Source organism: Haloferax sp. Atlit-12N (assembly GCF_003383095.1).
In the GTDB taxonomy this organism is placed as follows: domain Archaea; phylum Halobacteriota; class Halobacteria; order Halobacteriales; family Haloferacaceae; genus Haloferax.
Genome location: NZ_PSYW01000001.1, coordinates 225,323 through 249,401, shown reverse-complemented (window position 1 = coordinate 249,401; position 24,079 = coordinate 225,323). Strand labels below are relative to the sequence as shown.

23 protein-coding genes and 1 pseudogene are annotated in these 24,079 nt (G+C 68.4%); 9 read left to right on the top strand and 15 right to left on the bottom strand.

What is annotated here, in order from left to right:
* Positions 1 to 3: 3 nt before the first annotated feature.
* The 3 genes from C5B90_RS01305 to C5B90_RS01295 are packed head-to-tail and all read right to left on the bottom strand — an operon-like array spanning position 4 to position 4,156.
* Complete coding sequence (locus C5B90_RS01305) at positions 4 to 846, bottom strand: protein-glutamate O-methyltransferase CheR (protein ID WP_115878462.1); 843 nt, start codon at positions 844 to 846, stop codon at positions 4 to 6.
* Positions 846 to 3,053 carry a chemotaxis protein CheA gene (locus tag C5B90_RS01300; protein ID WP_115878460.1) on the bottom strand — a complete coding sequence of 736 codons (2,208 nt, stop codon included), beginning with the start codon at positions 3,051 to 3,053 and terminating at the stop codon, positions 846 to 848. Before C5B90_RS01300 ends, C5B90_RS01305 begins: the two co-directional genes overlap by 1 nt.
* A gap of 2 nt (positions 3,054 to 3,055) precedes the next feature.
* Positions 3,056 to 4,156 (bottom strand): chemotaxis response regulator protein-glutamate methylesterase, encoded by a 1,101-nt coding sequence (locus C5B90_RS01295; protein WP_199517425.1) that lies wholly within the window; start codon positions 4,154 to 4,156, stop codon positions 3,056 to 3,058.
* Positions 4,157 to 4,405: 249 nt separating this feature from the next.
* Here C5B90_RS01295 and C5B90_RS01290 point away from each other — a divergent pair, with 249 nt between their 5' ends.
* Positions 4,406 to 4,879 carry a chemotaxis protein CheW gene (locus tag C5B90_RS01290; RefSeq protein WP_058567302.1) on the top strand — a complete coding sequence of 158 codons (474 nt, stop codon included), beginning with the start codon at positions 4,406 to 4,408 and terminating at the stop codon, positions 4,877 to 4,879.
* A gap of 39 nt (positions 4,880 to 4,918) precedes the next feature.
* On the opposite strand, the gene C5B90_RS01285 is transcribed toward C5B90_RS01290, so the two are convergent.
* Complete coding sequence (locus tag C5B90_RS01285; protein WP_115878456.1) at positions 4,919 to 6,268, bottom strand: MFS transporter; 1,350 nt, start codon at positions 6,266 to 6,268, stop codon at positions 4,919 to 4,921.
* 127 nt (positions 6,269 to 6,395) lie between these two features.
* On the opposite strand from C5B90_RS01285, the gene C5B90_RS01280 reads away from it, so the two are divergent.
* On the top strand, positions 6,396 to 7,988 hold the full coding sequence (locus tag C5B90_RS01280; protein ID WP_115878454.1) for a uracil-xanthine permease family protein: 1,593 nt from the start codon (positions 6,396 to 6,398) through the stop codon (positions 7,986 to 7,988).
* Positions 7,989 to 8,050: 62 nt separating this feature from the next.
* Positions 8,051 to 8,164: pseudogene (locus C5B90_RS21285) on the top strand (plastocyanin/azurin family copper-binding protein); the annotation flags it as partial.
* Positions 8,165 to 8,185: 21 nt separating this feature from the next.
* Here C5B90_RS21285 and C5B90_RS20690 read toward each other — a convergent pair.
* Both C5B90_RS20690 and C5B90_RS01270 read right to left on the bottom strand, forming a co-directional pair.
* Complete coding sequence (locus tag C5B90_RS20690; RefSeq protein WP_167344120.1) at positions 8,186 to 8,323, bottom strand: hypothetical protein; 138 nt, start codon at positions 8,321 to 8,323, stop codon at positions 8,186 to 8,188.
* Positions 8,324 to 8,403: 80 nt separating this feature from the next.
* Positions 8,404 to 9,624 carry a mechanosensitive ion channel family protein gene (locus tag C5B90_RS01270; protein ID WP_115878451.1) on the bottom strand — a complete coding sequence of 407 codons (1,221 nt, stop codon included), beginning with the start codon at positions 9,622 to 9,624 and terminating at the stop codon, positions 8,404 to 8,406.
* A 96-nt stretch (positions 9,625 to 9,720) separates the two neighbouring features.
* Here C5B90_RS01270 and C5B90_RS01265 point away from each other — a divergent pair, with 96 nt between their 5' ends.
* The 3 genes from C5B90_RS01265 (at position 9,721) to C5B90_RS01255 (ending at position 11,153) form a co-directional block, all read left to right on the top strand.
* The gene (locus tag C5B90_RS01265) at positions 9,721 to 10,215 is read left to right on the top strand and encodes a metal-dependent hydrolase (RefSeq protein WP_058567293.1); all 495 of its coding nucleotides are present in this window, start codon (positions 9,721 to 9,723) and stop codon (positions 10,213 to 10,215) included.
* Positions 10,216 to 10,292: 77 nt separating this feature from the next.
* The gene (locus C5B90_RS01260) at positions 10,293 to 10,874 is read left to right on the top strand and encodes a peroxidase-related enzyme (protein WP_115878448.1); all 582 of its coding nucleotides are present in this window, start codon (positions 10,293 to 10,295) and stop codon (positions 10,872 to 10,874) included.
* An 84-nt stretch (positions 10,875 to 10,958) separates the two neighbouring features.
* Positions 10,959 to 11,153: a cold-shock protein gene (locus tag C5B90_RS01255; RefSeq protein WP_058567303.1), complete on the top strand. Its 195-nt coding sequence runs from the start codon at positions 10,959 to 10,961 to the stop codon at positions 11,151 to 11,153.
* A gap of 128 nt (positions 11,154 to 11,281) precedes the next feature.
* Here the strand turns inward: C5B90_RS01255 and C5B90_RS01250 are convergent, their stop codons facing one another.
* The 4 genes from C5B90_RS01250 to C5B90_RS01235 all read right to left on the bottom strand — a co-directional run bounded on the left by C5B90_RS01250 (position 11,282) and on the right by C5B90_RS01235 (position 16,484).
* Positions 11,282 to 12,778 (bottom strand): cryptochrome/photolyase family protein, encoded by a 1,497-nt coding sequence (locus C5B90_RS01250; RefSeq protein WP_115878446.1) that lies wholly within the window; start codon positions 12,776 to 12,778, stop codon positions 11,282 to 11,284.
* Between the two features lie 49 nt (positions 12,779 to 12,827).
* Positions 12,828 to 13,622: a creatininase family protein gene (locus C5B90_RS01245; protein WP_115878444.1), complete on the bottom strand. Its 795-nt coding sequence runs from the start codon at positions 13,620 to 13,622 to the stop codon at positions 12,828 to 12,830.
* Between the two features lie 69 nt (positions 13,623 to 13,691).
* Complete coding sequence (locus C5B90_RS01240) at positions 13,692 to 15,299, bottom strand: acyl-CoA synthetase (protein WP_115878441.1); 1,608 nt, start codon at positions 15,297 to 15,299, stop codon at positions 13,692 to 13,694.
* A 63-nt stretch (positions 15,300 to 15,362) separates the two neighbouring features.
* A complete protein-coding gene (locus C5B90_RS01235) occupies positions 15,363 to 16,484 on the bottom strand; it encodes a polymer-forming cytoskeletal protein (protein ID WP_115878439.1) in 1,122 nt (373 codons plus the stop codon).
* Positions 16,485 to 16,702: 218 nt separating this feature from the next.
* On the opposite strand from C5B90_RS01235, the gene C5B90_RS01230 reads away from it, so the two are divergent.
* Both C5B90_RS01230 and C5B90_RS01225 read left to right on the top strand, forming a co-directional pair.
* The gene (locus C5B90_RS01230) at positions 16,703 to 17,677 is read left to right on the top strand and encodes an aldo/keto reductase (RefSeq protein ID WP_115878437.1); all 975 of its coding nucleotides are present in this window, start codon (positions 16,703 to 16,705) and stop codon (positions 17,675 to 17,677) included.
* A 43-nt stretch (positions 17,678 to 17,720) separates the two neighbouring features.
* Positions 17,721 to 18,215 carry a hypothetical protein gene (locus C5B90_RS01225; protein WP_115878435.1) on the top strand — a complete coding sequence of 165 codons (495 nt, stop codon included), beginning with the start codon at positions 17,721 to 17,723 and terminating at the stop codon, positions 18,213 to 18,215.
* Here the strand turns inward: C5B90_RS01225 and C5B90_RS01220 are convergent.
* From C5B90_RS01220 to C5B90_RS01210, 3 genes are read right to left on the bottom strand one after another with little or no spacing between them, the layout of a single operon-like run.
* A complete protein-coding gene (locus C5B90_RS01220; RefSeq protein ID WP_115878433.1) occupies positions 18,191 to 19,408 on the bottom strand; it encodes an MFS transporter in 1,218 nt (405 codons plus the stop codon). The two genes, C5B90_RS01225 and C5B90_RS01220, sit on opposite strands and share 25 nt — an antisense overlap.
* A 56-nt stretch (positions 19,409 to 19,464) precedes the next feature.
* Positions 19,465 to 20,535, bottom strand: coding sequence for an iron transporter (locus C5B90_RS01215; protein WP_115878431.1), 1,071 nt, complete (start codon positions 20,533 to 20,535; stop codon positions 19,465 to 19,467).
* Complete coding sequence (locus tag C5B90_RS01210) at positions 20,532 to 21,203, bottom strand: SCO family protein (protein WP_115878429.1); 672 nt, start codon at positions 21,201 to 21,203, stop codon at positions 20,532 to 20,534. Before C5B90_RS01210 ends, C5B90_RS01215 begins: the two co-directional genes overlap by 4 nt.
* Positions 21,204 to 21,348: 145 nt before the next feature.
* Between C5B90_RS01210 and C5B90_RS01205 the strand changes: the two genes are divergently transcribed.
* A complete protein-coding gene (locus tag C5B90_RS01205) occupies positions 21,349 to 22,647 on the top strand; it encodes a twin-arginine translocation signal domain-containing protein (RefSeq protein ID WP_115878427.1) in 1,299 nt (432 codons plus the stop codon).
* A 42-nt stretch (positions 22,648 to 22,689) separates the two neighbouring features.
* Here C5B90_RS01205 and C5B90_RS01200 read toward each other — a convergent pair whose 3' ends face one another.
* Complete coding sequence (locus tag C5B90_RS01200; protein WP_115878425.1) at positions 22,690 to 23,382, bottom strand: cytochrome c biogenesis CcdA family protein; 693 nt, start codon at positions 23,380 to 23,382, stop codon at positions 22,690 to 22,692.
* Positions 23,382 to 23,960, bottom strand: coding sequence for a TlpA disulfide reductase family protein (locus tag C5B90_RS01195; protein ID WP_115878423.1), 579 nt, complete (start codon positions 23,958 to 23,960; stop codon positions 23,382 to 23,384). The genes C5B90_RS01200 and C5B90_RS01195 overlap by 1 nt, the downstream gene beginning before the upstream one ends.
* Positions 23,961 to 24,079 lie beyond the last annotated feature (119 nt).

Below are 24,079 nucleotides of genomic sequence, written 5' to 3'. Positions count from 1 at the left end.
GGCTCACCTCCCGACCGCGGCGTCGCTCGCGCGGTAGATGCGGAGTCGTTTCTCGACGGGGTCGAACTGCTGTCTACACGTCGGCGGGATGGTCTCTGTCATGCCGATGGTGAGGTAGCCGTCCGGCTTCAGCGCGGAGCCGAGCGTCTCGAAGACGGCGCGCTTCGACTCGGCGTTGATGTAGATGAACAGGTTCCGGCAGACGACGAGGTCGAACGTCCCCGGCGGCTCCTCGCGGATGAGGTCGCGCCGCTCGAATCGGACCATGTCGGTGACGGCGTCTTTCACCTGGAAGGTGTCGTCGTCGCGGTCGACGAAGCGCTCCCAGCGGCCGATGGGGTCGAGCTGCTCGGCCACGTCGTTCGTCTCGGAGGCGCGGTACTCGCCCGCTCTGGCGGCGCGGAGAATCTCGCGTTTGATGTCCGTGCCGACGATTTCGATGCGTCGCTCGTCGACGCGGTCGTCGTCGTGGGCGAGCATCGCCAGCGAGTAGGCCTCGCGGCCGTCCGAGCAGGCCGCGCTCCATATCTTGATGGGGTCGTGACGGCTCCCCCGCGAACTCAGGTCGCGGAGCACCTCGCGGAGCGCCTCCCACACCTCGGGGTTCCGGAAGAAGCTCGTCACGTTAACCGACAGCGCGTCGAGGAGCGCCTGCTGTTCTTCCTCGTCGTCGGTGAGGAGGTCGTGGTACGACTCGTAGTCGTCGACGCGTCGTCGCCGCATCCGCGCGGAGACTCGGCGGTCGAGATAGGCGTCGTTGTACGAACTCGTCTGGAACTGCAGGGAGTCTTCGATGTAGTCCAAGAGCCGGCCGAACGCCGGGTCGTCGGTCGCTGACGAGGGCATCAGTCGGCCGCCTCCTCGGCGGTGTCTGGGAGCTGGCTCGGGTCGAACTCGCGCATCGCTTGCTCGCCGTCAGCCGGGAGTTCGAGCGTCGAGACGTCCAGAATCGGAATGACGTTCCCGTCGCCGATGACGGCCGTTCCCGACAGCCCGCCGACGCCCGACAGCGGTCCTTGCAGTGGCGTCACGACGACTTCCTCCTGTTTCGTCACGCCGTCACAGTGGAGCGCGACCTGCCTGTCGTCGGGACGGATGCGGACCACCATGCCGTCGTCGGGCTCGGGCGAGTCGATTTCGAGCGCCTCGCGGAGCCGAATCAGCGGGAAGATGGTCTCCTCGTGGACGATGACCTCCGCGCCGCTGACCGTCTGGACGCGGTCGCGGCGGCTTATCTCGTCGATGTACTTGATGGGGACGCCGAACTCGCGGTCTTCGACCTGCACGAACAGCACCTTGATGATGGCGACCGACACCGGCAGCCGGATGTTGAACGTGCTTCCCTCGCCGGGTTCGCTCTCGACCGATACCGAGCCGTCGAGCGATTCGACGGTCGTCTTCACCACGTCCATGCCGACGCCGCGGCCGGACACGTCCGTGATTTCGTCGTTGGTCGAAAAGCCGGGGTGGAAGATGTAGTCGTACACCTCGCTGTCGGGCATCTGGTTCACCTCCTCGCGGGTCGCCACGCCCTTGTCGACCGCCTTCTCGCGGACGGCGTCGGCGTTGATACCGCCGCCGTCGTCCTCGACGGTCACGATGACGGTGTCGTGTTGGCGGCGCGCGGAGAGTCTGATGGTCCCCGTGCGGGACTTGCCGTTTGCCTCGCGCACGTCGGGGTCTTCGATGCCGTGGTCGACGGCGTTCCGGAGGACGTGCATCAGCGGGTCGGAAATCTCGTCGAGGATGGTGCGGTCGAGTTCGATGTCCGCGCCCTCGACCTTGAACGAGACGCGTTTGTCCTGTTCGCGAGCGAGGTCGCGCACCAGTCGGGGGAACTTGTCGAACACCTTCTTCAGCGGGATGAGCCGCATGTCCATCACGGTGTTCTGGAGGTTCGACGAGATTTTGTCCAGTTCGTCGAGCGTGTCGAGCGCGGTCGTCTGGCCTACGTCGATGGCGTTTCTGAGCTTGATGCGGCTCGTGACCAACTGCTCGACGAGTTCGTGGAGTTCGTCGAGTTGGTCGACGTCCACGCGGACGGACTTGACCGCCGAGATGGAGCGGGCCTCCTTTTTCTTCTCGTTGCCTGACTCCGGTTCTTCGTCGCTCTCGGTCGACTCGGCCTCGTCGGCGTCTCCTTCGCTCCCGTCGTCAACGCTGGGAGCGTCGGCAGATACCGCGTCGCTGTCACCGTCGACAGCGCCGTCAGCGTCAACGGACTGTTCGGAGTCGTCCGATGCCGGGGCGTCAACCTCCGACTCGGCCGCCGGTGTGTCGCCGGCGTCCGCGGCCTCGTCGCCGCCGGCGAGCGCGTCGGACACGTCGGTGGTCTCGACCGTCGAGACCTTCCAGAGGCCGCCGAGTTCGCTCTCGACGACGGTGGCGTCGAGCTCGGCGACGAACAGGTCGAAACCGTCGCCGTACTCGCCGTCTTCGATGGCGTCGCGGTTCGGGTTCGCCCCGACCACGTCGAGGTCCTCGGGGATGCTACTGAGGAAGATGCCGGCGTCGACGCCCTTCATCTGTCCCGCGTCGAGTTCGACGTGGGCGTGAGTGAGCGTGGTCGCGTCGAGGGCGTCCGTATCGACGCAGTCGGCGGCGAGAGAGTCGAGGTCGACCGACTCGCGGTCGGCCTCGTCAGGCGCCGCCGGGTTCGAGTTTCCCGCGTCACCTCCGTCTTCGACTGCGGCGCGAATCTCCTCGACCGTGTCGGTCGGGTCGATAGTGGACTCGCCGTTTTCCTCGATGTCGTGGAGGATTTCCACGATGAGGTCCATCCCGTCGAAGACGAGGTCCATCCGTTCCGCCGTCACGTCGAGTCGCTCGTGGCGAATCTCGTCGAGGAGGTCCTCGACGGCGTGGGCGACGGTCGCGGCGTTGTCGAAGCCCATCGCGCCGAAGTTCCCCTTCAGCGTGTGGGCCTGCCGGAAGATGTCGTCGATGGCCTCGGTGTCGTCCGGGTTCGACTCCAGCGACAACAGCGAGTTGTTCAACTGCGTGATGCTCTCTTCGCTCTCGGTGATGAATGCTTGGTAGAGTTCTTCGTCCATGGTCAGGTAGTGAGCCCGCTGAGTGCTTCGTCTGCGATTCGCCCGTCGGCCGAGACGGTGTCGACACAGCCGGCCTCGATGGCCCGCTTCGGCATTCCGAAGATCGCGGAGGTCGCTTCGTCTTGTGCGACCGTGTGGCCGCCCGCCCGCTTGATTCGGGTCATCCCCTCGACGCCGTCGCGGCCCATGCCGGTGAGGAGCACGCCGGCCAGCGGCGCGTCGACCGTCTCCGCGGCCGACGCCATCGTGAGGTCGATAGCCGGTTTGACGCCGTGAAGCGGCTCGTCGTCGGAGAGTTCGAGCCGGAGGCGTCCGGCGCGGTCGCCGGTCACGAGGAGGTGCGAGCCGCCCGGCGCGATGCGAATCTGTCCGGGGCCGATTCGCTCGCCGTCGCTCGCCTCGCGGACCTCGTAGTCACACCGACCGTCGAGCCGCGCCGCGAAGCGCTTCGTGAAGCCGGCCGGCATGTGCTGGACGACCAGCACGCGGAGACCGGCCTCCTCGGGGAGCGCCGCGAGCAACCGCTCGACGACGTTCGGCCCGCCCGTGGACGCGCCGATAATCAGCGTCGAGCCCTCGGTCGGCAGCGACTCGGTCGACCTCGACCGCGACGGTGCCGACCCCGCGGTCGCCGCCGACTTCGGCTCCGCCTTCGGCGGACGAGAGCCCCTGCGCGTCGCCGAGAGGTCGACCGCCGCGGCGGACTGAATCTTCTCGACCAGTTCCCGCTTGACGCGGGGCATCTCGGAGGTGACTTCGCCGCCCGGTTTCGTCACGAAGTCGACCGCCCCCCGGTCGAGTGCCTCGAACGTCACGTCGGCGTCCTCCTCGGCGTGCGCCGAGAGCATGAGGACGGGCGTCGGACACTCCTCCATGATGGCCTCGACCGCGTCGAGCCCGTTCATCTCGGGCATCTCGATGTCCATCGTCACCACGTCGGGTCGGTTCGCCTCGACCACCGAAATCGCCTCGCGGCCGTCGGCTGCCTCGGCGACGACCTCGACGTCCGCGTCCTCGAGGAGCGTGCGAATCAGCGTCCGCATGAACCGCGAGTCGTCGACGACGACCGCGCGAGTCGGGTCCGCGCCGGCGGACGCGCTCATCGTCCCCACCCGGCGGTTCCGGGTCGGCGGGAACTCGACGACGCCGAGTGGCCCCCCCGCCGAGGGCTTGGTGGCTTCGTTAGTGTGCCGTTTCGTTGACCGCTCATCTACCTCCGTGGTTCGGAAATCGGGTATATAAACACTCGGCGAGGATAATCACGGCTGATAATCGGGTACGTATCTTTATACGCTGAATCTCACCACTCTGAAGCAGACAGGTGGCGGCGGATGTCGCCGCCGGGGATGACCATGCGACAAGATGCAATCACGACCGAGATGAGCGCGGACGAGACCGACGCGGAGGACTCCGCCGAAGAAGTACAGGTGCTGGAATTCCAACTCGGCCCGGAGACGTACTGCGTCGATATCGAGTACGTGAGCGAAATCGTCGACAAGGGCCAGCTCACGGCGGTGCCGAACGCGCCGGACTACGTCGAGGGCGTGATGGACCTCCGCGGGCGGACCACGTCCATCATCAACCCGAAGTCGCTTCTCAGCATCGACGAGGAGGGCGAGTCGAAGCGCATCGTCATCTTCGACCCCAACAAGTTCGAAGACGAGGCGGCGACCGGCTGGCTCGTCGACGAGGTGTACCAGGTCGTGCGCGTCTCGATGGACGACGTGGAGGACCCGCCGCTCGAAAAAGACGACTCCATCGAGGGCGTCATCAAACGCGACGGCGACCTCGTCGTCTGGATTTCGCCGGTGCACGCCATCGAGTAGGGACGTTCTGCGACCGGCCCCGCTTTCGTTTTCGAGACCCTAATCGGCGAGCGACTGCTCTCCCGCCGCGACGCCCCGCCCGTCGGTGAGTAACACCACGACGAGCGAACAGCCCACGACGACGCCCGCGAGGCCGAACGCGGCGACGTAGCCGGCGGCGTCGGCGACGAACCCGCCGAGCGCCGAGCCGACCCCGCCGCCGAGGCTCGAAAGCGCCGTGTACGCGCCGAGGGCCTCCCCGCGAATCCGGTCGGGCGCGAGTCGCGTCACCATCCCGGTCGCCGTCACCGCGATGACCGCCCACGTGACGCCGATGACGAGGAACGTCGCGCCGAGCGTGACGAGCGCGGCGAGCGCCGCGAACTGCGTGCCGACGACCGCCACCGCCGGGAAGGCGAGTCCGCGGGTCGCCAGCGCCCCGGCCTGCAGGCGGCGGGGGTCGTGCCGCGCCGCGAACGCGCCGACCTTCGCGTAGCTCACCGCCGACCCGAGACTCGACAGGACGAACAGGACGAACACCTCGTCGGCGGTCCGGCCGGAGCCGACGAGGTACGCGGGCAGCGGTCCGAAGAAGACCGAGAAGCCGACGAAAAACAGCGTCGCGGCCGCGAGGTACCGGAGGAGCTCGGGACTCATCCGCGTCCGGAGGTCGTCGAGGTCGAGGCTCTGGAGCGCCCAGTAGAGCCGCGAAGGGCCGTACGGGACCGCGCGGACCGAACGCCCGACGAGGCCGCTTTGCCGGCGGATACTGGCCGAGATGTGGGCGAACCGTCGCGCCGATAGCGTCGAGCGCTCAGGGTACCAGACGCGGACGAGGACGGCACCGAGCGCGGCGGCGACCGCGGCCGCGACGAGGAACCGTCGCTGGACCGCGAGCGCGTCGAGGCCGAACAGCCGCGGGGCCAGCGCCGACCAGACCGCACCGACGACGAGGCCGCCGAGCCAGCCGTACCCCTGGTAGTGGTTGAGGACGCCGAAGCGACGGTCCCACTCCTTCGACGGGACGCCCTCGACGACGATGAGGTTCAACACCGGCGCGGCCGCGGCGACGACGAACCACAACAGGGCGTTGGCGACGAGGACCGCGGCCGGCGACGACACGGTGGCCGTGAGGAAGAGCGCGCCCGCGGTCGCCACGAGCGCGACGAGGATGAAGGGTCGCCTGCGCTTCGCGCGGGCGGCCAGTCGGCCCCAGAGCACCGCGCCCGGCGCGCCGGCGAAGGCGGCGGTCGCGGCGATGAGGCCGACGAACAGCGCGCTCGCTCCCAGTTCGATGGCGTACAGCGGGACGACGAGCGACGACGCGCCCACCGCGGCGTAGCCCAGCGCCCAGCCGAACAGCCATCGGTCGCGGTTCCCCGTCTTCGAACGCCCGTGTCGGTCGGTCACACGTCACGAGTCAAACCGGTGAAACAAAGTCGTTACTCCGCGAAGGCGCGCGAAAAGCAGGACATATATAGTCTGAACAAAATCCTCGGACAACCATGCTCGGGAGCGAACCACCACATACGGGGGGATGGTCGTGACGGACGACTCCTCTTCCTCCTCGTTCGTGCAGTACGGTATCGACGACAAACCACCCCTTCCAACCGCTCTCCTTCTCGGCGCCCAACACTACCTCACCATGGTGGGCGCGAACATCGCCGTCCCCCTCATCCTCGCCGGAGCCCTCGGCATGCCCGCCGACGTGATTCCGCGGTTCGTCGGGACGTTCTTCGTCGTCTCCGGCATCGCGACGCTGATGCAGACGACGTTCGGGAACCGCTACCCCATCGTGCAGGGCGCGCCCTTCTCGATGCTCGCGCCGGCGCTCGCCGTCATCGGCGTGGCGACGGCGACTGACCAGTCGGGCGTCGCGTGGCAGAGCGCGCTCCTGCAACTGCAGGGTGCGATTATCGTCGCGGCCGTCGTCGAGGTGTTCGTCGGCTACTTCGGCCTGCTCGGACGCCTTCGGAAGTTCATCTCGCCGGTCGTCATCGCGCCGACCATCGCGCTCATCGGGCTGTCGCTTTTCAATGCCCCGCAGGTCGCGTCGGCGACCAACAACTGGTGGCTCCTCGGCCTGACGCTCGCGCTCATCGTCCTGTTCTCGCAGTACCTCGACACCGCGCACCCGGCGTTCAAGCTGTTCCCGGTGCTGCTCGGCGTCATCGTCTCGTACGTCGTCGCCGCCGGCCTCTCGGTCGCGGGCGTCATCGCCCCCGGCGCGGCGGGCTACGTGAACCTCCAGACGGTCATCGAGGCCCCGGCGCTCATGCCCATCTACCCCCTGCAGTGGGGCTTCGCGGGCGGCGCGGGGACGACGACCGTCGCGCTCCCCGTCGTGGGCTCGGTCGCCTTCGGCATCCCGCAGTTCACCACCTCGTTCATCATCGGGATGCTCGCGGGCGTCGCGGCCTCGATGGTCGAGTCCTTCGGCGACTACCACGCCGTCGCCCGGCTCTCGGGCGTCGGCGCGCCCTCCGAGCGCCGCATCAACCACGGCATCGGCATGGAGGGCGTGATGAACGTCTTCTCGGCCGTCATGGGCGGTAGCGGCTCGACCTCCTACTCCGAGAACATCGGCGCAATCGGTCTCACGGGCGTGGCCTCCCGCTACGTCGTGCAGGTCGGTGCCGTCGTGATGCTCATCATGGGCTTCGTCGGCTACTTCGGCCAACTCATCGCGACGATACCCGACCCCATCGTCGGTGGCCTCTACGTCGCCATGTTCGGCCAAATCGTCGCCGTTGGCCTCTCGAACCTGAAGTACGTCGACCTCGATTCATCCCGTAACGTGTTCATCGTCGGCGTCGCCATGTTCGCCGGCCTCGCCGTCCCCGCCTACATGGGCAACGTCGGGAGCGCGGCGGCGTTCCGCGAGGGGATGCGGCAGGTCGCGCTCGTCGGCCCCGTCCTCGGAACCCAACTCGTCGCCGACACCGTCTTCGTCATCGGTTCGACCGGTATGGCGGTTGGCGGCCTCATCGCCTTCTTCTTCGACAACACCATCGCGGGGACCCGCGCCGAGCGCGGCCTCGAAGAGTGGGAAGACACCGTCGAAGACGACGGCGACTTCGAGTCGGCGCTGGACCGCTTCCGCGGCGACGAGTCGGCGACGGCCGACTGAAGCGGGCGCCGCGAGTCCTTTTTGTCCCGCGTGAAATCGGGTTCTCTGCGATAACCAGGCAGGTCTACTCTGGCCAGTCCTACAGCCACACCTTCGAGACGGCCGGCGAACACGCGTACTACTGCGTGCCCCACGAGGCCGACGGCATGACGGGCACTATCGTCGTCGAAGAGTAAAATCGTCGTCGAGGAGCACGCTCAGCTCTCGTCGCGGCCGGTCCGCCCGAGCGCGACGAGCACGAGGTAGCCGACGAACCCGGCGGCGAACAGCAAGACCGGAATCGCGAAGGGACCGAACGTCTCGATGAGTCCGTCCACGGGACCGAGTTGGAGCATATCCGAGCCACGGCCGCGCCGCGGTTAACGTTCCCGGCGAGGGTCGCCCCGGAGCGTCCACGGCGGGCCGCTCCGGGCGCTCACTCGTCGTCGGCGCTGTCGTCTTCGTCCGCTTCCGCTTCCACGTCCGCGTCCGCGTCCGCGACTTCGTCGGCCATCCCCTCGCCGGTCGCCTCTCGGGCGCGAGCGGGGTGCCGGACACCGCCGTTCGAGAGTCCGGCCGCGGGCGACTGCCGGGTCGCCTCGGTGTCGGCCGAGTGGACGTGCACGTCCCGCTGGGGGAACGGTATCCCGATGCCCGCGTCGTTGAGGCGCTTGTATATCTCGCGGTTGAGGTTGTGCGTCGCCTTCCCGCGCTTGAGCGGGCTGTTGACCCAACAGACGAGTTCGTACTCCAGCGCGTCGGGGCCGAACCGGCGGAACCGCGGCCGCGGGCGGGGGCTGTCGAGGACCAACGGCTCGTCGAGGGCGATATCGGTCAGGAGCTCTTCGAGTTCGTCCACGTCGGTGCCGTAGGCGACGCCGACCGGGACTTTCAGCCGACGCCGCCGGTTCGGCGCGGACTCGTTGATGATTTTCGCGGCGTTGAGCACCGAGTTCGGAACCGTCACGAGCAGTTCGTCGCGGGTGAGAAGCGTGGTCGAGCGGATGCCGACCTTGACGACGGTGCCCGCCTCGCCGGAGTCGAGGACGACGTAGTCGCCGATTTTGTAGGTGTCGTCGAAGTACAGCGCGATGCCGCCGAAGAAGTTGGCGACGGTGTCTTTGGCGGCGAAGCCGACGGCGATGCCGGCGATGCCCGCGCCGGCGAAAAGCGGCGTGATTTCGATGCCCCAGATGTACAAGAGCGCGCCGATAGTGCCGACGGAGACGACGATGGTCCAGACGTTCGAGAAGACGGGCGCGAAGTCGTAGCGACTGCCCTTGTCTTTGACCGCGTCGACGAGGCGGTTGACGAGGCGGTTGAGCGCCCACGCCCAGACGACGATGCCGACGGACAGCGACGGCAGGCCGAAGAAGTCGTTGAGCGTCGCCGCGTCGACGACGAGCGCCTCGGCGACCGCCGGGGCTCTCGAAAACAGGAAGATGCCGGTCAACGAGACGGTGACGACGATGGGCCACCGAAGCTCTTGGACGACGATGTTGTCGAGCGAGGTCTCGGTTCGGCTGGTGTACTGAAACAGGAGGCGGATGACCACCATCTCCATGACGAACGCGCCGCCGACCGAGATGAGAAGCACGAGGGCCGTCACCTCAAGCGCCGACAGGCCCGAGAGAAACGACGAGAGGTGTTGGCTCATGCGACAAAAATCGCGGCCACCGGGGATAACGATTGCTCCCCTGACGGTCGCGGAGGCCGAAAGGTTTTGTTCGCCGCGGGCGCGAGGGCACACCAGATGTACCGATTCGGTCACTGGGGCGTCTCGCTCCTCGTGTTCGCCCCGCTCGGCTTCGCACTCGTGCAGGCCGGCCGTCCCGAACTCGCCTTCGTCGCCGGCGCGGCGATGTGTTGGCTGGCGATGCTCCCCGACTACGACATGCGCGTCCCCGGTATCTCCCACCGCGGGCCGACCCACACCGTCCTCTTTGCCGCCCTCGTCGGCGGCGTCGGCGGCGGTGGCGCGTACCTCCTCGCCAGCAACGCGGGCCAACCCGAGGCCGCGGCGACGGCGCTCGGCGCGTTCGGCTTCGCCGTGGGCGCGCTCACCATCCTCGCACACCTCTTGGCCGACGTGCTCACGCCGGCCGGCATCCGCCCCCTGTGGCCGCTTTCGTCCCGGAAGTTCACGCTCTCGCTGTGGACCGCGGACAACACCGTCGCCAACTACGGCCTGTTCGCCGTCGGCGTGTTCGCGGTGGCCGCGGCGGCGTACCTCTCGGTCGCGCTCTGAGCGCCCCCGAAGTCGGGACGGCGAGCACCCCTCGAACCTGAGGAATCGTTAAGGTCTATCCGAGAGACCGGAGACGCATGGACGACGACGCTATGCGCCGGTTCCCGGTGCCCGACCGCGACGACCTCCCGGACGACCTGCGCGAGCGCATCGACGACGAGACCGAGCGCGCCGGCTTCACGCCGAACGTCTTCGCCGCCTTCGCGTACAAGCCCTCGCACTTCCGCCCCTTTTTCGAGTACCACGACGCCCTCGTCGAGGACACCGACCTCGAACGCCACGAGGTGGAGATGATAATCGTGGCCGTCTCCGGCGTCAACCACTGTCACTACTGCAACGTCGCCCACGGGGCGCTGGTCCGCATCTACGCGAAAGACCCGCTGCTCGCGGACCAACTGGTCGCCAACTACCGCACCGCCGATATCCCCGAGAAACACAAGACGATGCTGGACGTGGCGGTCAAACTCACCGAGTCGCCCGTCGAGGTCGGCGAGGACGACCTGCAGCGACTCCGCGACGCCGGCTTCTCCGAGGAGGCGATATGGGACATCGGCGCGGTCACGGCCTTCTTCAACCTCAGCAACCGCATGGCGATGTTCGCGGATATGCGACCGAACGAGGAGTTCCACACGCTCGGCCGAGAGCCGCGCGACGACTGACTCGTGAGAGAGTAAACAGTACCACGGTCAGTGGTAGCAATCGGCGGAATCCTTATGCCGCCGACCGATGAGTTTCGACACGCAATGGCGAAAGGTAAGGTTGCATTCTTCAAGTCCTCCGGCGGATACGGCTTCATCGAGACCGAAGACCACGACGACGACGTGTTCTTCCACATGGAGGACATCGAGGGCCCCGACCTCGAAGAGGGTCAGGAAGTGGAGTTCGACATCGAGGAGGCCGACAAAGGCCCGCGGGCGACGAACGTCACGCGACTCTGAGTCCGACGCGTTCCGACCGGCGATGACTCGATAGCAAACAGCGTTCTGCATTATCACCCGCCGAGCCGCGGCGCTCGCGCCCCGCGGTCGCCGGTTTCAGGTGGGTCGTGGCCGCTCCTCGCACTCTCTCAGAGCGTCCCCGCCCGGCCCATCCGCCGAATCTCGTCGGCCCGCGCCCGGATGGCGTCCCACTCCTCGTCGTCCTTCCGGTCGACGTGAGAGTACATGAGCCCCATCCGGCCCGTCCCCCGGAGACGTTCTTCGTTTTCCTTCAGGAAGTCCCAGTAGAGCGCGTTGAACGGGCAGGCGTTCTCGCCGGTCGTCTTCGACACCGCGTAGGGACACGACGAGCAGTAGTCGGACATCTTGTTCACGTAGTTCCCCGACGAGGCGTAGGGCTTCGACGAGAGCACGTCGGTGGCGAACGACCCCATGGCGACCACGTTCGGCGTCGTCACCCAGTGGTACGCGTCGACGAAACCGAGATGGAACCAGCGGTCGAGTTCCGCCGGGTCGACGCCGTAGACGAGCGCGAAGTTCGAAAGCACCATCAGGCGCTCGATGTGGTGGGCGTAGCCGCGGTCGCGGACGTGGCCCACGGCCTCTGAGAGACAGCGCATGTCCGTCTCGCCGGTCCAGTAGGCCTCCGGGAGCGGTTCGGTCTGGTCGAGTTGGTTCGCTTCGGCCAACTCGGGCATCGACCGCCGGTAGACGTGCCGCACGAACTCCCGCCAGCCGAGGACCTGCCGGACGAACCCCTCGGCGCTGTTGAGCGGGGCGTCGCCCGCCTCGTAGGCCTCCTCGACCGCCTCGACCGCCTCGCGCGGGTGGAGCAGGCCGAGGTTGATGGCCGCCGACAGCAGGGAGTGACAGAGCGCCCACTCGCCGTCGACCATCGCGTCTTGATACGGGCCGAACTCGGGGAGGCGGACCTCGACGAAGTGCGACAGCGCCTGTCTCGCCTCCTCGCGGGTCACCGGCCAGACGAACGGCTCGGGCGACCCCCACGCGTCGGGGTAGCGCTCGCGGACGAACTCGATGACCTCGCGCGTCGTCTCGTCCGGGTCGAACCGCGGCGTCTCGGGCGGTGTCCACCCCTCCGGCGGCGTCTCGCGGTTCTGGTCGTCGTAGTTCCACTCGCCGCCGACGGGGTCGTCGCCGTCCATCAGGACGCCCGTCTTCCGGCGGACGTGCCGGTACCAGTGTTCCTGTCGGTAGGTGTCGGCGTCGCCGGCCCAGTCGTCGAAGTCGGCGGGCGTCGTGAGAAACAGGTCGTTCTCGACGAGCGTGAGCGACCCGCCGCGGGCGGCGACGAGTTCCCGAAGCCGCTCGCCCGCCCTGTGGGTCGGCGGGTCCATCACGACGAGGTCGTCGCCGGGCGCGGCGTCGAAGTAGCGGTCGAGTCCCTCGCCGAACGTCTCGGCTTCGACGTACGTCACCTCGTAGCCGCGCTCGCGGAGGTCGTCGCGGAAGTGCCGCATCGCCGAGAAGACGAGCGCGAGCTTCTGGGGGTGGTACGGCAGTCGGTCGCCGAAGGCGTGCGCCTCTATCATCAGCACGCGGTCGTCGGACTGGAGCGGCGCGGCCGACGGGTCGAGTTGGTCGCCGAGGACCCAGACGGTCATAGGCGTCCCTTCGGCGGCGGAGAAAAGAGCGTGTCGGCCAGTCGATGGGTCAGCGACGCGAGCCCGGTTGCGGGTCGACGTGCGCGGGCGCGAGCAAGTCCTCGATCGGCTGGTCGTCGAGCCACGACAGCAGGTGGACGAGCTGGTCGGTCGCGGCCTCGAACAGTTCCTCGCCGGCCTCGGGCGACGCGTCGGTCTGGTCGCCGAAGACGCCGTTTTCGGAGTTCTCGATGGCGTCGTAGAACGTCCGAGCGCCGTGTTCGCGGAGGTGGTCGTCGCTCAGATCCACGACGCCGCCGTCGCGGGCCGAGTCGAGTTCGCCCTCGCGGACGAGGTCGCGGGCGATGTGCAGTATCATCGAGGTCTCCTTCGGCCCGCCGTGGGGGCCGGGGTGGTCGAACAGGTCGGTCACGAGGTCCGGAATCGACTCGTCCCACATCCACTCGATAGCGTACATGGTGCCGTCGTCGCGGAGGCGGCGGCCGACCTCCCGGAGGTGCTGGACGTTGCCGCCGTGGGCGTTGACGAACACGACCCGGTCGATGCCGTGGTACGCGAGGTTGCGCGTCATCGACTCCACGTAGTCGCGGAACTGCGGCGCGTCCACCCACATCGTCCCGTGGAACTGGCGGTGATGGGGGCTGACGCCCACGTTGACGGTCGGCGTACAGAGGTAGCCGGTCCGGTCGGCCGCCTCGCGGGCCAACGCCTCCGCGATGAGGTGGTCGGTGGCGAGCGGGAGGTGCGGGCCGTGCTGTTCCGTCGAGCCGAGGGGGACGACCGCGAGCGACGATTCGGCCACGTAGTCGCCGAGTTCGGGCCACGTCTGGTCCGCGATGTACATGGGCGTCACCAAGCGACGACGCCTAAAGAAAGGTGACAAAGGGGAAATGGGTTCCCCGGGAGACGCGGCTCAGTCCCGCTCTTGTGACCGCAGTTCGATGCGGCGAATCTTCCCCGAGGAGGTTTTCGGCAGTTCCGCGACGAACTCGATTTCGCGCGGATACTTGTACGGGGCCGTCTGCGCTTTCATGAACGACTGGAGTTCGTCGACGAGGTCGTCAGAGCCCTCGTAGCCGTCGGTGAGGACGACGAACGCCTTGACGATGCTGCCGCGTTCCTCGTGGGGGCTGGCGACCGCGGCGGCCTCGGCGACCGCCTCGTGGGAGACGAGCGCGTCTTCGACCTCGAAGGGGCCGATGCGGTAGCCCGCCGAGATGATGATGTCGTCGGCGCGGCCCTCGAAGAAGAAGTAGCCGTCCTCGTCGCGGGAGGCGAGGTCGCCGGTGCGGTAGTAGTCGCCCGAGAACGTCTTCTCGTCGAGGTTCGGCTTCTCGTAGTAGCCGTCGAAGATACCGGGACAGCCGACCGGGACGGCGATTTCGCCGATTTCGTCGACGCCGACCTCCTCCTCGTTCTCGTCGATGATGGTCGTGCCGAGGCCGGGCGTCGGCTTGCCCATGCTGCCGGGTTTCACGTCGATGCCGGGGTAGTTCGTGAGGAGCGCGACCGTCTCGGTCTGGCCGTAGCCGTCTCGCGGGATGACGTCGAACGCCTCGCGGAACGCCTCGATGGGTTCGCGGTTGAGCGGTTCGCCCGCCGACAGCGCCTCTTTCAGTCGGAGGTCGTACGAGCCGAGGTCGCGCTGGGCGAACATCCGGTACTGGGTCGGGACGGCACAGAGGCGGGTGACGCCCTCCTCTTCCATGATGTCGAGAAACGTGTCCGGTTCGAAGTCGCCGCGGTAGACGAACTGGGTCGCGCCGGTCGTCAGGCCGACGCCGACGGGGCTCCAGAACCACTTGGCCCAGCCGGTGCCGGTCGTCGCCCAGAGCAGTTCGTCCGAGAGGTCGTCGTCGGCCGTGACGCCCCACCAGTAGGGGGCGTTGACGAGTTCGAAACAGCGCATCCAGCGGTGGCGGTGGCGGACCGGCTTGGGCTGGCCGGTCGTCCCCGACGTGTAGTTGATGGACATCGGGTCTTCGGCCCGGAGGTCGGGGCCGTCGTGCGCGGTGGACTCGTCGGCGACGAGGTTCGAAAACGAGGTCCAGCCGTCGGCGTCGCCGCCGAGGACGACGAAGTTCGAAAGCGGCGTCTCGTCGCGCACCTCGTCGACCATGCCGACGAGGGACTCGTGGACGACGGCCGTCGTCGCCTCGCAGTCGTTCGCGCGGAACGCGATGTCCTTGGGTTTGAGCATCGAGGAACTGGGGACGAGCAGCGCGCCGCGCTTGAGCGCGCCGAGTTGGACGGCGAACACGTCGGGGTCGCGGGGGAGGAGATGGATGAGTCGGTCGCCCTTCCCGACGCCCATAGATTCGAGCGCGTTGGCGAAGCGGTTCATGTCGTCGCGGAGGTCGCCGTAGGTCCGCTCCGCGCGGCCGCCGTCGGCGTCGCGGAACTTCAGGGCGACGCGGTCGCCGAAGGCGTCGGCGTGCGATTCGATGACCGCGGGGATGTTGTACTCCTCGGGGATGTCCCACTCGAACGATTCCGACTCGGCCTCGTACTCGACTGCCATGGCTCGACAGACAGAACAGACCATAATAATTGTTCGTCTGGATTGTGCGAGAGCGCCGCGCCGTCAGGCCATCGGCGAGCCTTCCTGCGGGCCCTCGTCGGGCGCGCTCACGCTCTCGTCGCCGTCGTTGGCGGACTCCCCGCGGAGCGCCAGCGCGAACGCGCCGAGACCGACGAGGAGGACGACGAACTCGAGGACGCCCCCGAGGGGGACGAAGTCGAGCACGGCGAGGACGAACAGGCCGGCGAACAGCGCGACCCAGCGGTTGTCGTAGTCCGCGAGCGACAGGAGCCACGTCCCGAGGACGAGCGCGCCGTAGATGCCCGCGACCCAGAGGGCGAGCAGGAAGCCGACCCCACCGGCCAGCGAGAGCGGGATGCCCACGATGGTCAACAGCAGGAGCAGCAGGACGATGGGCACCGCGACGATGGCGAGGAGACCGACACCGCCGCTGCGAACGGCTTTCTTCGTCCCGAGGCCCGTCACGCGGCGGGCGAAGTCGGGAGCGACGAGGACGATAATCGCGCCGACGACGAAGTTGGCGAGCAGCCAGTAGCCCGAGACCACCCAGTCGGGGATGACCGGGCCTTCGAACTGGCCGAACTGGAACGGCGTCCCGGCGACGACGGGGGTGGCGACCACGAGGCCGTCCACCTGCCGCACGCCGCTGTCGACGGCGGCCGCGGAGTCGACGGTCGCGGTCGCCGCGTCGTATTCGAGCGAGCCGCCGACCCGAGCGGTCGGGCCGACCGCAAGTTCGTTGGCACCGACGCGGACGGTTCCGGCAACCGCGCCATCGAGTTGGACGGTGTCGCCCGCGGCGTCTAACGACCCGCCGACGTCGGCGGTGTCGCGGACGAACACCGCGCCGCCAGCGAGACTCACGTCGCCGCCGACGGTCCCTTCGAGGGTCACGGAGCCCGCGACCGCATCGAGATTACCGTTGATGACGCCCGTCTCCGCCACGAGGACGGTCCCGGCCGTCGCCGACACGTCGCCGGTTACCGTCCCGGCGATGACGACCGTGCCGCCGACCGCGTCGAGGTCGCCGTCGAAGGTCTCGCCCTCGTCGACGACGACGGCACCGCCAGCCGCTGGCCCTTGTTGTGCGACCGCAACGCCCGCGAGCGACCCCACTACGAGGAGGCTCAGGAGGACTGCGGCCAGTTGGTTGGTTGTGAACATCGGAATCACCGAGGCTACGCCTCGGGTCACTGATACGACTCCGGGAAGCATAAACCGAGAGAGACGGTTTCAAACGCCGAGAAACGGCCGTTTGGGCCGACTGTCTCGGCTCGCTGACCGGCCGGGCGATTCCGCGGACCTCCCCAGACAGTCGGCGGATTTCCCGCCGCGGCTACCGCTTGGTCCATCTTTTTGCCGACTCGCGGGGATGTTCGCACATGGAGTACACGACGCTCGGAGACACCGGCATGGAGGTCTCCCGCATCTGTCTCGGCTGTATGAGCTTCGGCACGCCGGAGTGGCGCGAGTGGGTCTTAGAGGAGGAGGCGGGCCTCGAACTGGTCGACCGCGCCATCGAACTCGGTATCAACTTCTTCGACACCGCGAACATGTACTCGAACGGCGAGTCCGAGCGCGTCCTCGGGAAGGCGCTGGAGGGCCGCCGCGACGAGGCCGTCGTCGCCTCGAAGGTGTACTTCCAGATGGACGAAAACGACCCGAACTCCGGCGGTCTCTCGCGGAAGGCCATCGAGCAGGAACTCGACAACTCGCTTTCCCGCCTCGGGATGGACAGCCTCGACCTGCTGCAGATTCACCGCTACGATTACGACACGCCCATCGAGACGACGATGCGGGCGCTCGACGACGCGGTCCGCCGCGGCAAGACCCGCTACGTCGGCGCGTCGTCGATGTGGGCCCATCAGTTCGCCGAGGCGCAGTACACCGCCGACTCGCTCGGGCTGGACCGCTTCGCTACGATGCAGAACCACTACAACCTGCTCTACCGCGAGGAGGAACGCGAGATGCTCCCCCTCTGCGAGAAGCAGGGCGTCGGCGTCATGCCGTGGTCGCCGCTCGCCCGCGGCTACCTCACCCGCCCCCACGAGGAGTTCGAGGCGACGACCCGCGGCCAGACCGACGAACACGCCAAGGGCCACCCGTACTTCGAGGGCGGCGGCCGCGAGGTGAACGAGCGCGTCGAGGAACTCGCCGACGAGAAAGGCGTCAAGATGGCGCAGCTCGCGCTCTCGTGGGTGCTCCACAAGGACTGGGTGGACGCGCCCATCGTCGGCACGAGCAGTATCGAACACCTCGAAGACGCGGTCGAGGCCCTCGACATCAAGCTCTCGGCCTCCGACATCGACTACCTCGAAGAACCCTACCAGCCGGTCCGCGTCTCCGGACACGACTAAGGCTAAGGGAAACAGCCTTGAGCGCCCGCCGAGAGAGTCGGCCGTGCACGGGACACTCGCTCGAATCGCCCGCGACGAGCCGGAGACGGCGATTCTCGGTGTCGAGTCGCTCCTCGCGGCCGCCGTCCTCCTCGGCGTCGCGCTGACGCTCGTCTCGCCGCTCGCGTCGTCGCTCCCGCTCGCCGATGTCGGCTTCGGGCTCGCGGCCGCCGCGACGCTTTTGCTCACGGCCGTCTCGCTTCTGGCCGCGTCGCGGCGAATCGCTCTCCTCCTCACCGGCCGCGGCGGCCTGCGAATCGAGACGTTCTGGCGGCTCCTCGAACTGCTGCTCGCGTTCCTCGTCGCCGGTATCGTCGCGTTCGCGGTCCAACTCGGCGAGTTTGCGGCGACTGTCCCCGACCCGCGGGGCGGTGGCGTCTTCGTCGGCCTGTTCTTGGCGTTCGTCCTCGCGGGCGTCGGCCTCGCCGTCGTCGTCTGCCTCCGCGGGATGTGGCTCGTCGTGAACGCCGAACTTCAGTCGGCGCTCGACGGCGTCTGAGTCGCGTCGATGCCGTCGAGTCGCTTCACCGCCCGGAGCGCGACGATGGCGATAGCGACCTCGGCGAAGCCGACGACGAGGAACGACGGGAGGTAGCCGACCGCGTCGGCGACGACGCCCCCGATGAGGAAGCCGGCGAGGAAGCCGAGACTCCCGAAGACGTTGAAGCCGCCGAGGGCCGCCCCGCGCTCGCCCGACTCGGCGAGGTCGGTCACGAGCGCCATCGTCGCGGGCGCGACGAGCGCGCCGAAGACGCCGACGACGACCATCAGGGCGGCCGCGAGTTCGAAGGCCGGAGCGACGCCGACGGCGACGATTGCGACGCCGTAGAGCATCGACCCCGCGACGACGGGGACGAACCGGCCGATGCGGTCGGACAGCGAGCCGAGGGGGTACTGCAGGAGCGCGAAGGGGACGAAAAAGAGCGCGAGCACCCCGCCGGCGACGGCGGCGTTCACGCCGAACGCCTCGCGGAAGTAGTACACTCCGACGAGGGCGAAGAAGCCGGCGGTCATGCGGTCGATGAATCCGAAGGCGTACGGGACCGCGAACGCCGGTCGCGAGGCGAGTTTTCGGAGGACGACACCGACGCCGACGCGGGTCGAGTCGGGCGTCCGGTCGGTGACGGTCGTGACGAGAAGGGCGACGGCGGTGAGCGACGCGGCGGACGCGTACAGTGGCGCGAGCGGGTCGATGGTGGTGAGTTGGCCGCCGACGACCGAGCCGAGCGCCGCGCCGAGGCCGATGGCGATGCCCGCCGCGCCCATGTTTCGGCCGTTGCCTCCCGAGAGGTCCGCGAGCATCGTAATCGACAGCGAGAACGCGCCGATAGTCATCGCGCCGCCGACGAAGCGGACGGCGAGGACCGCGCCGAAGGTCGCGTCGAGCCACGGGACCGTGGCGAGCGCGATGAGCGCGACGTAGCTGGCCGCGCCCCCGAGCGCGCCCGCGACGATGAGCCACGTCCGTCGGCCGAGCGTGTCCGAGAGCGCGCCCCAGACGCTGGAGAAGGCGACGAACGAGGCGAACTCGGCGACGAGAAACAGCATCCCCGCCGAGAGGTCGTACTCCCCCTGCCCGCCGCCGAGGGCGGTCACGAGGTCGGAGACGCCGGGGTAGAGGAGGACCTGCGAGACGAGGACGCCCCAGACGGCGAGGGCGAGTGTCGCGCGTTCGCGGCGCGTCGAGTCCATACGGGGTCGGTCGGCCCGGACGAAAATAGCCCTGTCCTTGTTCGATTCGGTTGCCGTTACCCGAGACGAACGGGGTCGAATTCGAGGAAGGCCGTCTCGTAGCCCTCGTGACGGGCGACCTGTGGCGGCACGTCAACCGTGAGGTCCGCGGTCGCATCGTCGGCGGCGAGCCCCGGAACCGACGCGCCATAGTGGAAGCCGAGGTCGGCGTCGAGGCCGGGTTCGAGTCGGCCGTCGAAGCGGGTCGCCCCGCCAGACCCACCGGACGCGACGGTCGCGGTGAGTCCCAGTCGCGGGACGAGCAGGCGGTTGTAGGGTGTCTGCGGCGAGACGGCGAGGTACGGGTCGTCGCCGAAGCGGTCGGCGTCGAGGACGGTGCCGACGAGTCGGAGGCTTCCCGTCGTCGCCTCCCCGAGCGCCGTCCCCGGAAGCGTCTCGGGAGCGCAACCGAGCGGAAGCCCGTCCATCTCCATCGGCTTGACCGCGCCGGGGTCGCCCTGCTGGTCGTCGAGCATCGTGTACGGGATGTCGTCGCGGTCGCGGCTACTGTACTCGAAGTCGAGCGTCGCGGTCGCGGGCGACTCGAACCGGCCGGCGAGGTCGCCGAACAGGCGCAGAGAGGGCGCGCCCACGTCCACCGTCACCTCGTAGCTCCCGTCGCCGTCGAGGCCGAAGTTCGAGCCGTAGTGAAAGCCCATCCGCTGGGAGAGCATCGCGTAGACGACCTCCTCGCTCACGAGGTCGCCGTCGCGGGCGATTTCGAGCGAGAGGCCGGTGTCGGGGACGACGACGCCAGTCTCGGCGTCCCAGACGGCGGCCATGAGATGCACGTCGTCGCCGGCCCCGACCGACAGTTTCGACGTGTCGAAGCCGTCGCTCTCGTCGGACATGACCCAGAACCGGTGGGGATAGCTGTAGAAGACGCCCACGCGGAGGTCGCCGGCGTCCGCGCTCCCGACCATGCGCATCCCCTCGGTGTGGGTCGGGACGTACACCTCGTCGGGGCGGTTCGAGACGACCGGCGGTTCGTTCGAGGTGTAGAGCCGACCGAGTTCGGCGAGACAGCCGGAGAGGCCCGCGGCCGCGACGGTCCCGCTCGCCGCGAGGAAGCGACGCCGACTCGTCATGCCTCCCGGAGCGCGGTGAGGTCGTCGATGAGCGTCTGTTCGTCCGGTTGGTTGCCGCGGTAGGTCCGCTCGACGTAGCCGTCGCCGTTGACGAGCGAGACGAGGCCGAGGTGAGTGAACATGTAGTTGCCCTCGTCGTTCGGCTCGTTCTTCTGGAAGAAGACGCCGAACTGGTCTTCGACGACGGATTTCGCCTCGGCCTCGTCGGCGGGCCGGAGGAAGTGCCAGTTGCCCGCGTCCATGTCCACGTTCATCTGGTCGGCCTCCGCGCGGAAGGCGTCGGCGTCGTCGCGGGCGGGGTCGAACGTGATGGGGTAGAACGACACCTCGTCGGCGTAGCCCTCGCTGACCGAGTGAATCTGGACCTCGCGGAGCGCGCTGATGAGGACCGGACAGACGGTCATGCAGTTGGTGAAAAAGTACGTGTGGAAGTGCGGCACGTCGATGTCGCGGACCGACACCTCGCTTCCCGCGATGGGGTCCGAAAGCGTCACGTCGGGAACCTGCTGGCCCCACGCCGGGTAGGGGAGGTCCTCACTGGACACGTCGTTCTCGCGGTCGGGCTTCGACAGCGAGACGTTCGGATTGGCGTCGCCGCCGCCGAGACAGCCAGCGAGACCGAGCGCCGCGCCCGCCCCGGCGGCGCGGAGATACGTGCGTCGTTTCATTACCCTCGCTAGCGGCCCGATACTCAAATGCCGTTTGGTGTGCGTTTCGAACGCCAGCGCGCGTGTTCTCGTCCCGCACGACCGACGCGAAATCTTCGACGCACACACCAGAACGGACTTCCCCGCGAGGTCCCTAGCCGGGCGTATGTTCGACGGGTCTCCGTCCCGCCGGGAGTTCCTGAAGGCCGCGGTCGCCGTCGGCGGCGCGGCGGCGCTCTCCGCCTGCCTCGACAGGGCACCGGACGACCCTGTCCCGGCGGGAACCGACGCGTTCGAGACGCTCCCGAGTCGGCAGCACGCGTGGAACGAGTTCTGCCGGGAAGACGACCACGGCAACGTCGAGATTCCCCGCCATCAAGTGCTTCTCTATCTCGACCTCGACGGTGAGGGGCCGCCCGACGAGGCCGACCGCGAGACCGTCGAGAGCGCCTTCCGGGTCCTCGACCGCGCCTACGAGCGGAGCCACGAGGGCGTCATCTGGTCGGCCGCCTACTCGCCGCGGTACTTCGACCGCTTCGACGACCCGCTTCCCGACAGTGTGGACCTGCCCGAACCGCGGGCGCTGTCGCCCTTCGAAACGCCCGAGTTCGACCGGCAGGACGCGCTCGTCCACCTCGCGTCCGACCGCGCCGACGCAGTTCTCGAAGCCGAACAAGCGCTTCTCGGCGAGACCGACGAGGCCAACGGCGTCGCCGTCGATGCCGACCTCTCGGGCGTCTTCTCGGTCGCCTCCCGGCGGACGGGGTTCGTCGGGGCCGGACTCCCGGCGGAACACCAGTCCGACCTGAACGGTATCCCCGACGGGAACCCCGTCCCCGAGGCGTCGCCGCTGTTCATGGGGTTCAAAGCGGGGTTCGCCAAGAATCAGGCCACGGAGGAGTACGTCACCATCGACGAGGGGCCGTTCGCGGGTGCGACCACGAAGCACGTGGCGAACGTCCGCCAGCGCCTCTCGGACTGGTACGACGAGGAAGACCGCTACCATCGGGTCATGAAACTGTTTTCGCCCGCCCACGCCGAGCAGAACCTCGTCGAAGGCGTCGGCGACAACCTCGGCGACGACAGCGGTATCGACGCGATGCTGGACCGCCTCCGCGACGACGCCTTCGAGTTCGGGCACGTCGGCCACGCCCAGAAGGCCGCCCGCGCCAACCGCGACGAGGAAGGGAACGTCAGACTCCTCCGCAGGCACTTCGAGTCGGCCGACGACGGCGTGGCGAGCCTGCACTTCCCGTCGCTCCAGCGCGGCATCTCGGCGTTCGAGGAGGTCCGCGAGGCGATGAACGGAACCGACCTGACCGACGTGCCGACCGTCCGCCAGCGCGTCAACAACGGCATTTTAGAGTACATCTTCGTCAAGCGCCGCGGCAACTTCCTCGTGCCGCCGCGGGAGATTCGGTCGTTACCGACGCCGACCGGCGAGGTGCCGGGATTGGACGGCTGAGTCGGCCGCCGCGAGCTATCGGGCAGCCGACCGCCCGCGCCCTCAGACGTGTCCCAAGAACGACAGCGCCAGCCAAATCTGCCAGAGGCCGGCCAGTATCATCACGACCGCGGCGGCTTTCTGGACCGAGCCGACGTAGCCCGATAGCGACCGGATTCGGTCGCCGCCGAGCGCGGCCGCGACGGTCACGAGAGCGAGCGGGAGCGCCGCGGCCGCGGCGTAGGCCCCGAGCGAGACGACCGCCTGCGCGGTCGGGAGCGCGAGCGACTGGGTGACCACGCCGAGGAAAATCGGGACGACACAGCCGGCGGCAGCGAGGCCGTACACCCCGCCGAAGACGGCGAAGCCGGTCACGGACGACCGGTACTCCGGGAGGACGACGTGGAGGCTCGGCGCGCGCCCGGTGAACATGAGGACGCCGAAGCCGACGAGCGCCGCGCCGACGAGCGGTTCGAGGAGCGCGAGGTGCGAGGCGATTCGGCCGCCGACGACCGCGAGCGCGCTCCCGATAGCCCCGAGGACGACCAGCGCGGCGAGCGACGCGACCGACCCACGGACGACCGCGCCGCCGAGGTCGGCCTCCTCGCGGGAGAGGTAGTAACCGACGTAGCCCGGGAGAAGCGGGTAGGCGCAAGGCGCGAAGAAGGTGGCGACGCCCGCGCTGACGGCGAACGCGAGCGTGCCGGCGAACGCGGGGTCGAGTCCCAGCACGGGACCGAGACCGAACCCGGGCATCAGGCGACGTCCTCGACGGCGGCGCGGAGGTTCTCCTCGCTGGCGAGGCCGCGGTGGGTCCACGTTATCGACCCGTCGGCGTCGAAGACGACGAGGTACGGGAGACCGTTCGCGCGGACCGCGCGCATCAGGTTACTGTCGGGGTCGTGGCCGACCGTCCAGTTCCCGTCGTGTTCGGCCCACCAATCGCGGATGTCGTCCATCGTGAGGCCGCCGCCGAGGCGCTCGTTCGTCACCGAGACGAACGCCACGTCGTCGCCGAACTCATCGTGGAGCGTCCGAAGCGACTCCATCTGGGCGACGCAGGGCGCACACCACGTCGCGAAGAGGTCGAGGACGGTCGGCGTCCCCGCCACGGGGATTTGCGCCTCGCCGGCCGACGACCCCTGTGCCTCCACGGTGTCGACGACGAGCGGGAGGTCGCCGGAGTCGGGCGACGCGGTTGCCGAGGCAGTTCCGGCGCTGTCGTCCGCGGTCGTCTCGGCTGACCCCTCGGAGGCCGCACCGTCGCCGAGACAGCCAGCGAGGCCGGCGACGCCCGCGCCCGCGAGAAGAGAGAGGAGGGCGCGTCGTCTCACCGGGCGTCACCTCGTCGGAGTCGACGGAGCGGTCGCGTCGCGTGCATACTCGTGGCTAGTGAATCTCTCCGTAAAGAGTCGCTGGTGTCGTGCGCGAATCCCGCGCGAGAGGTAGTGTG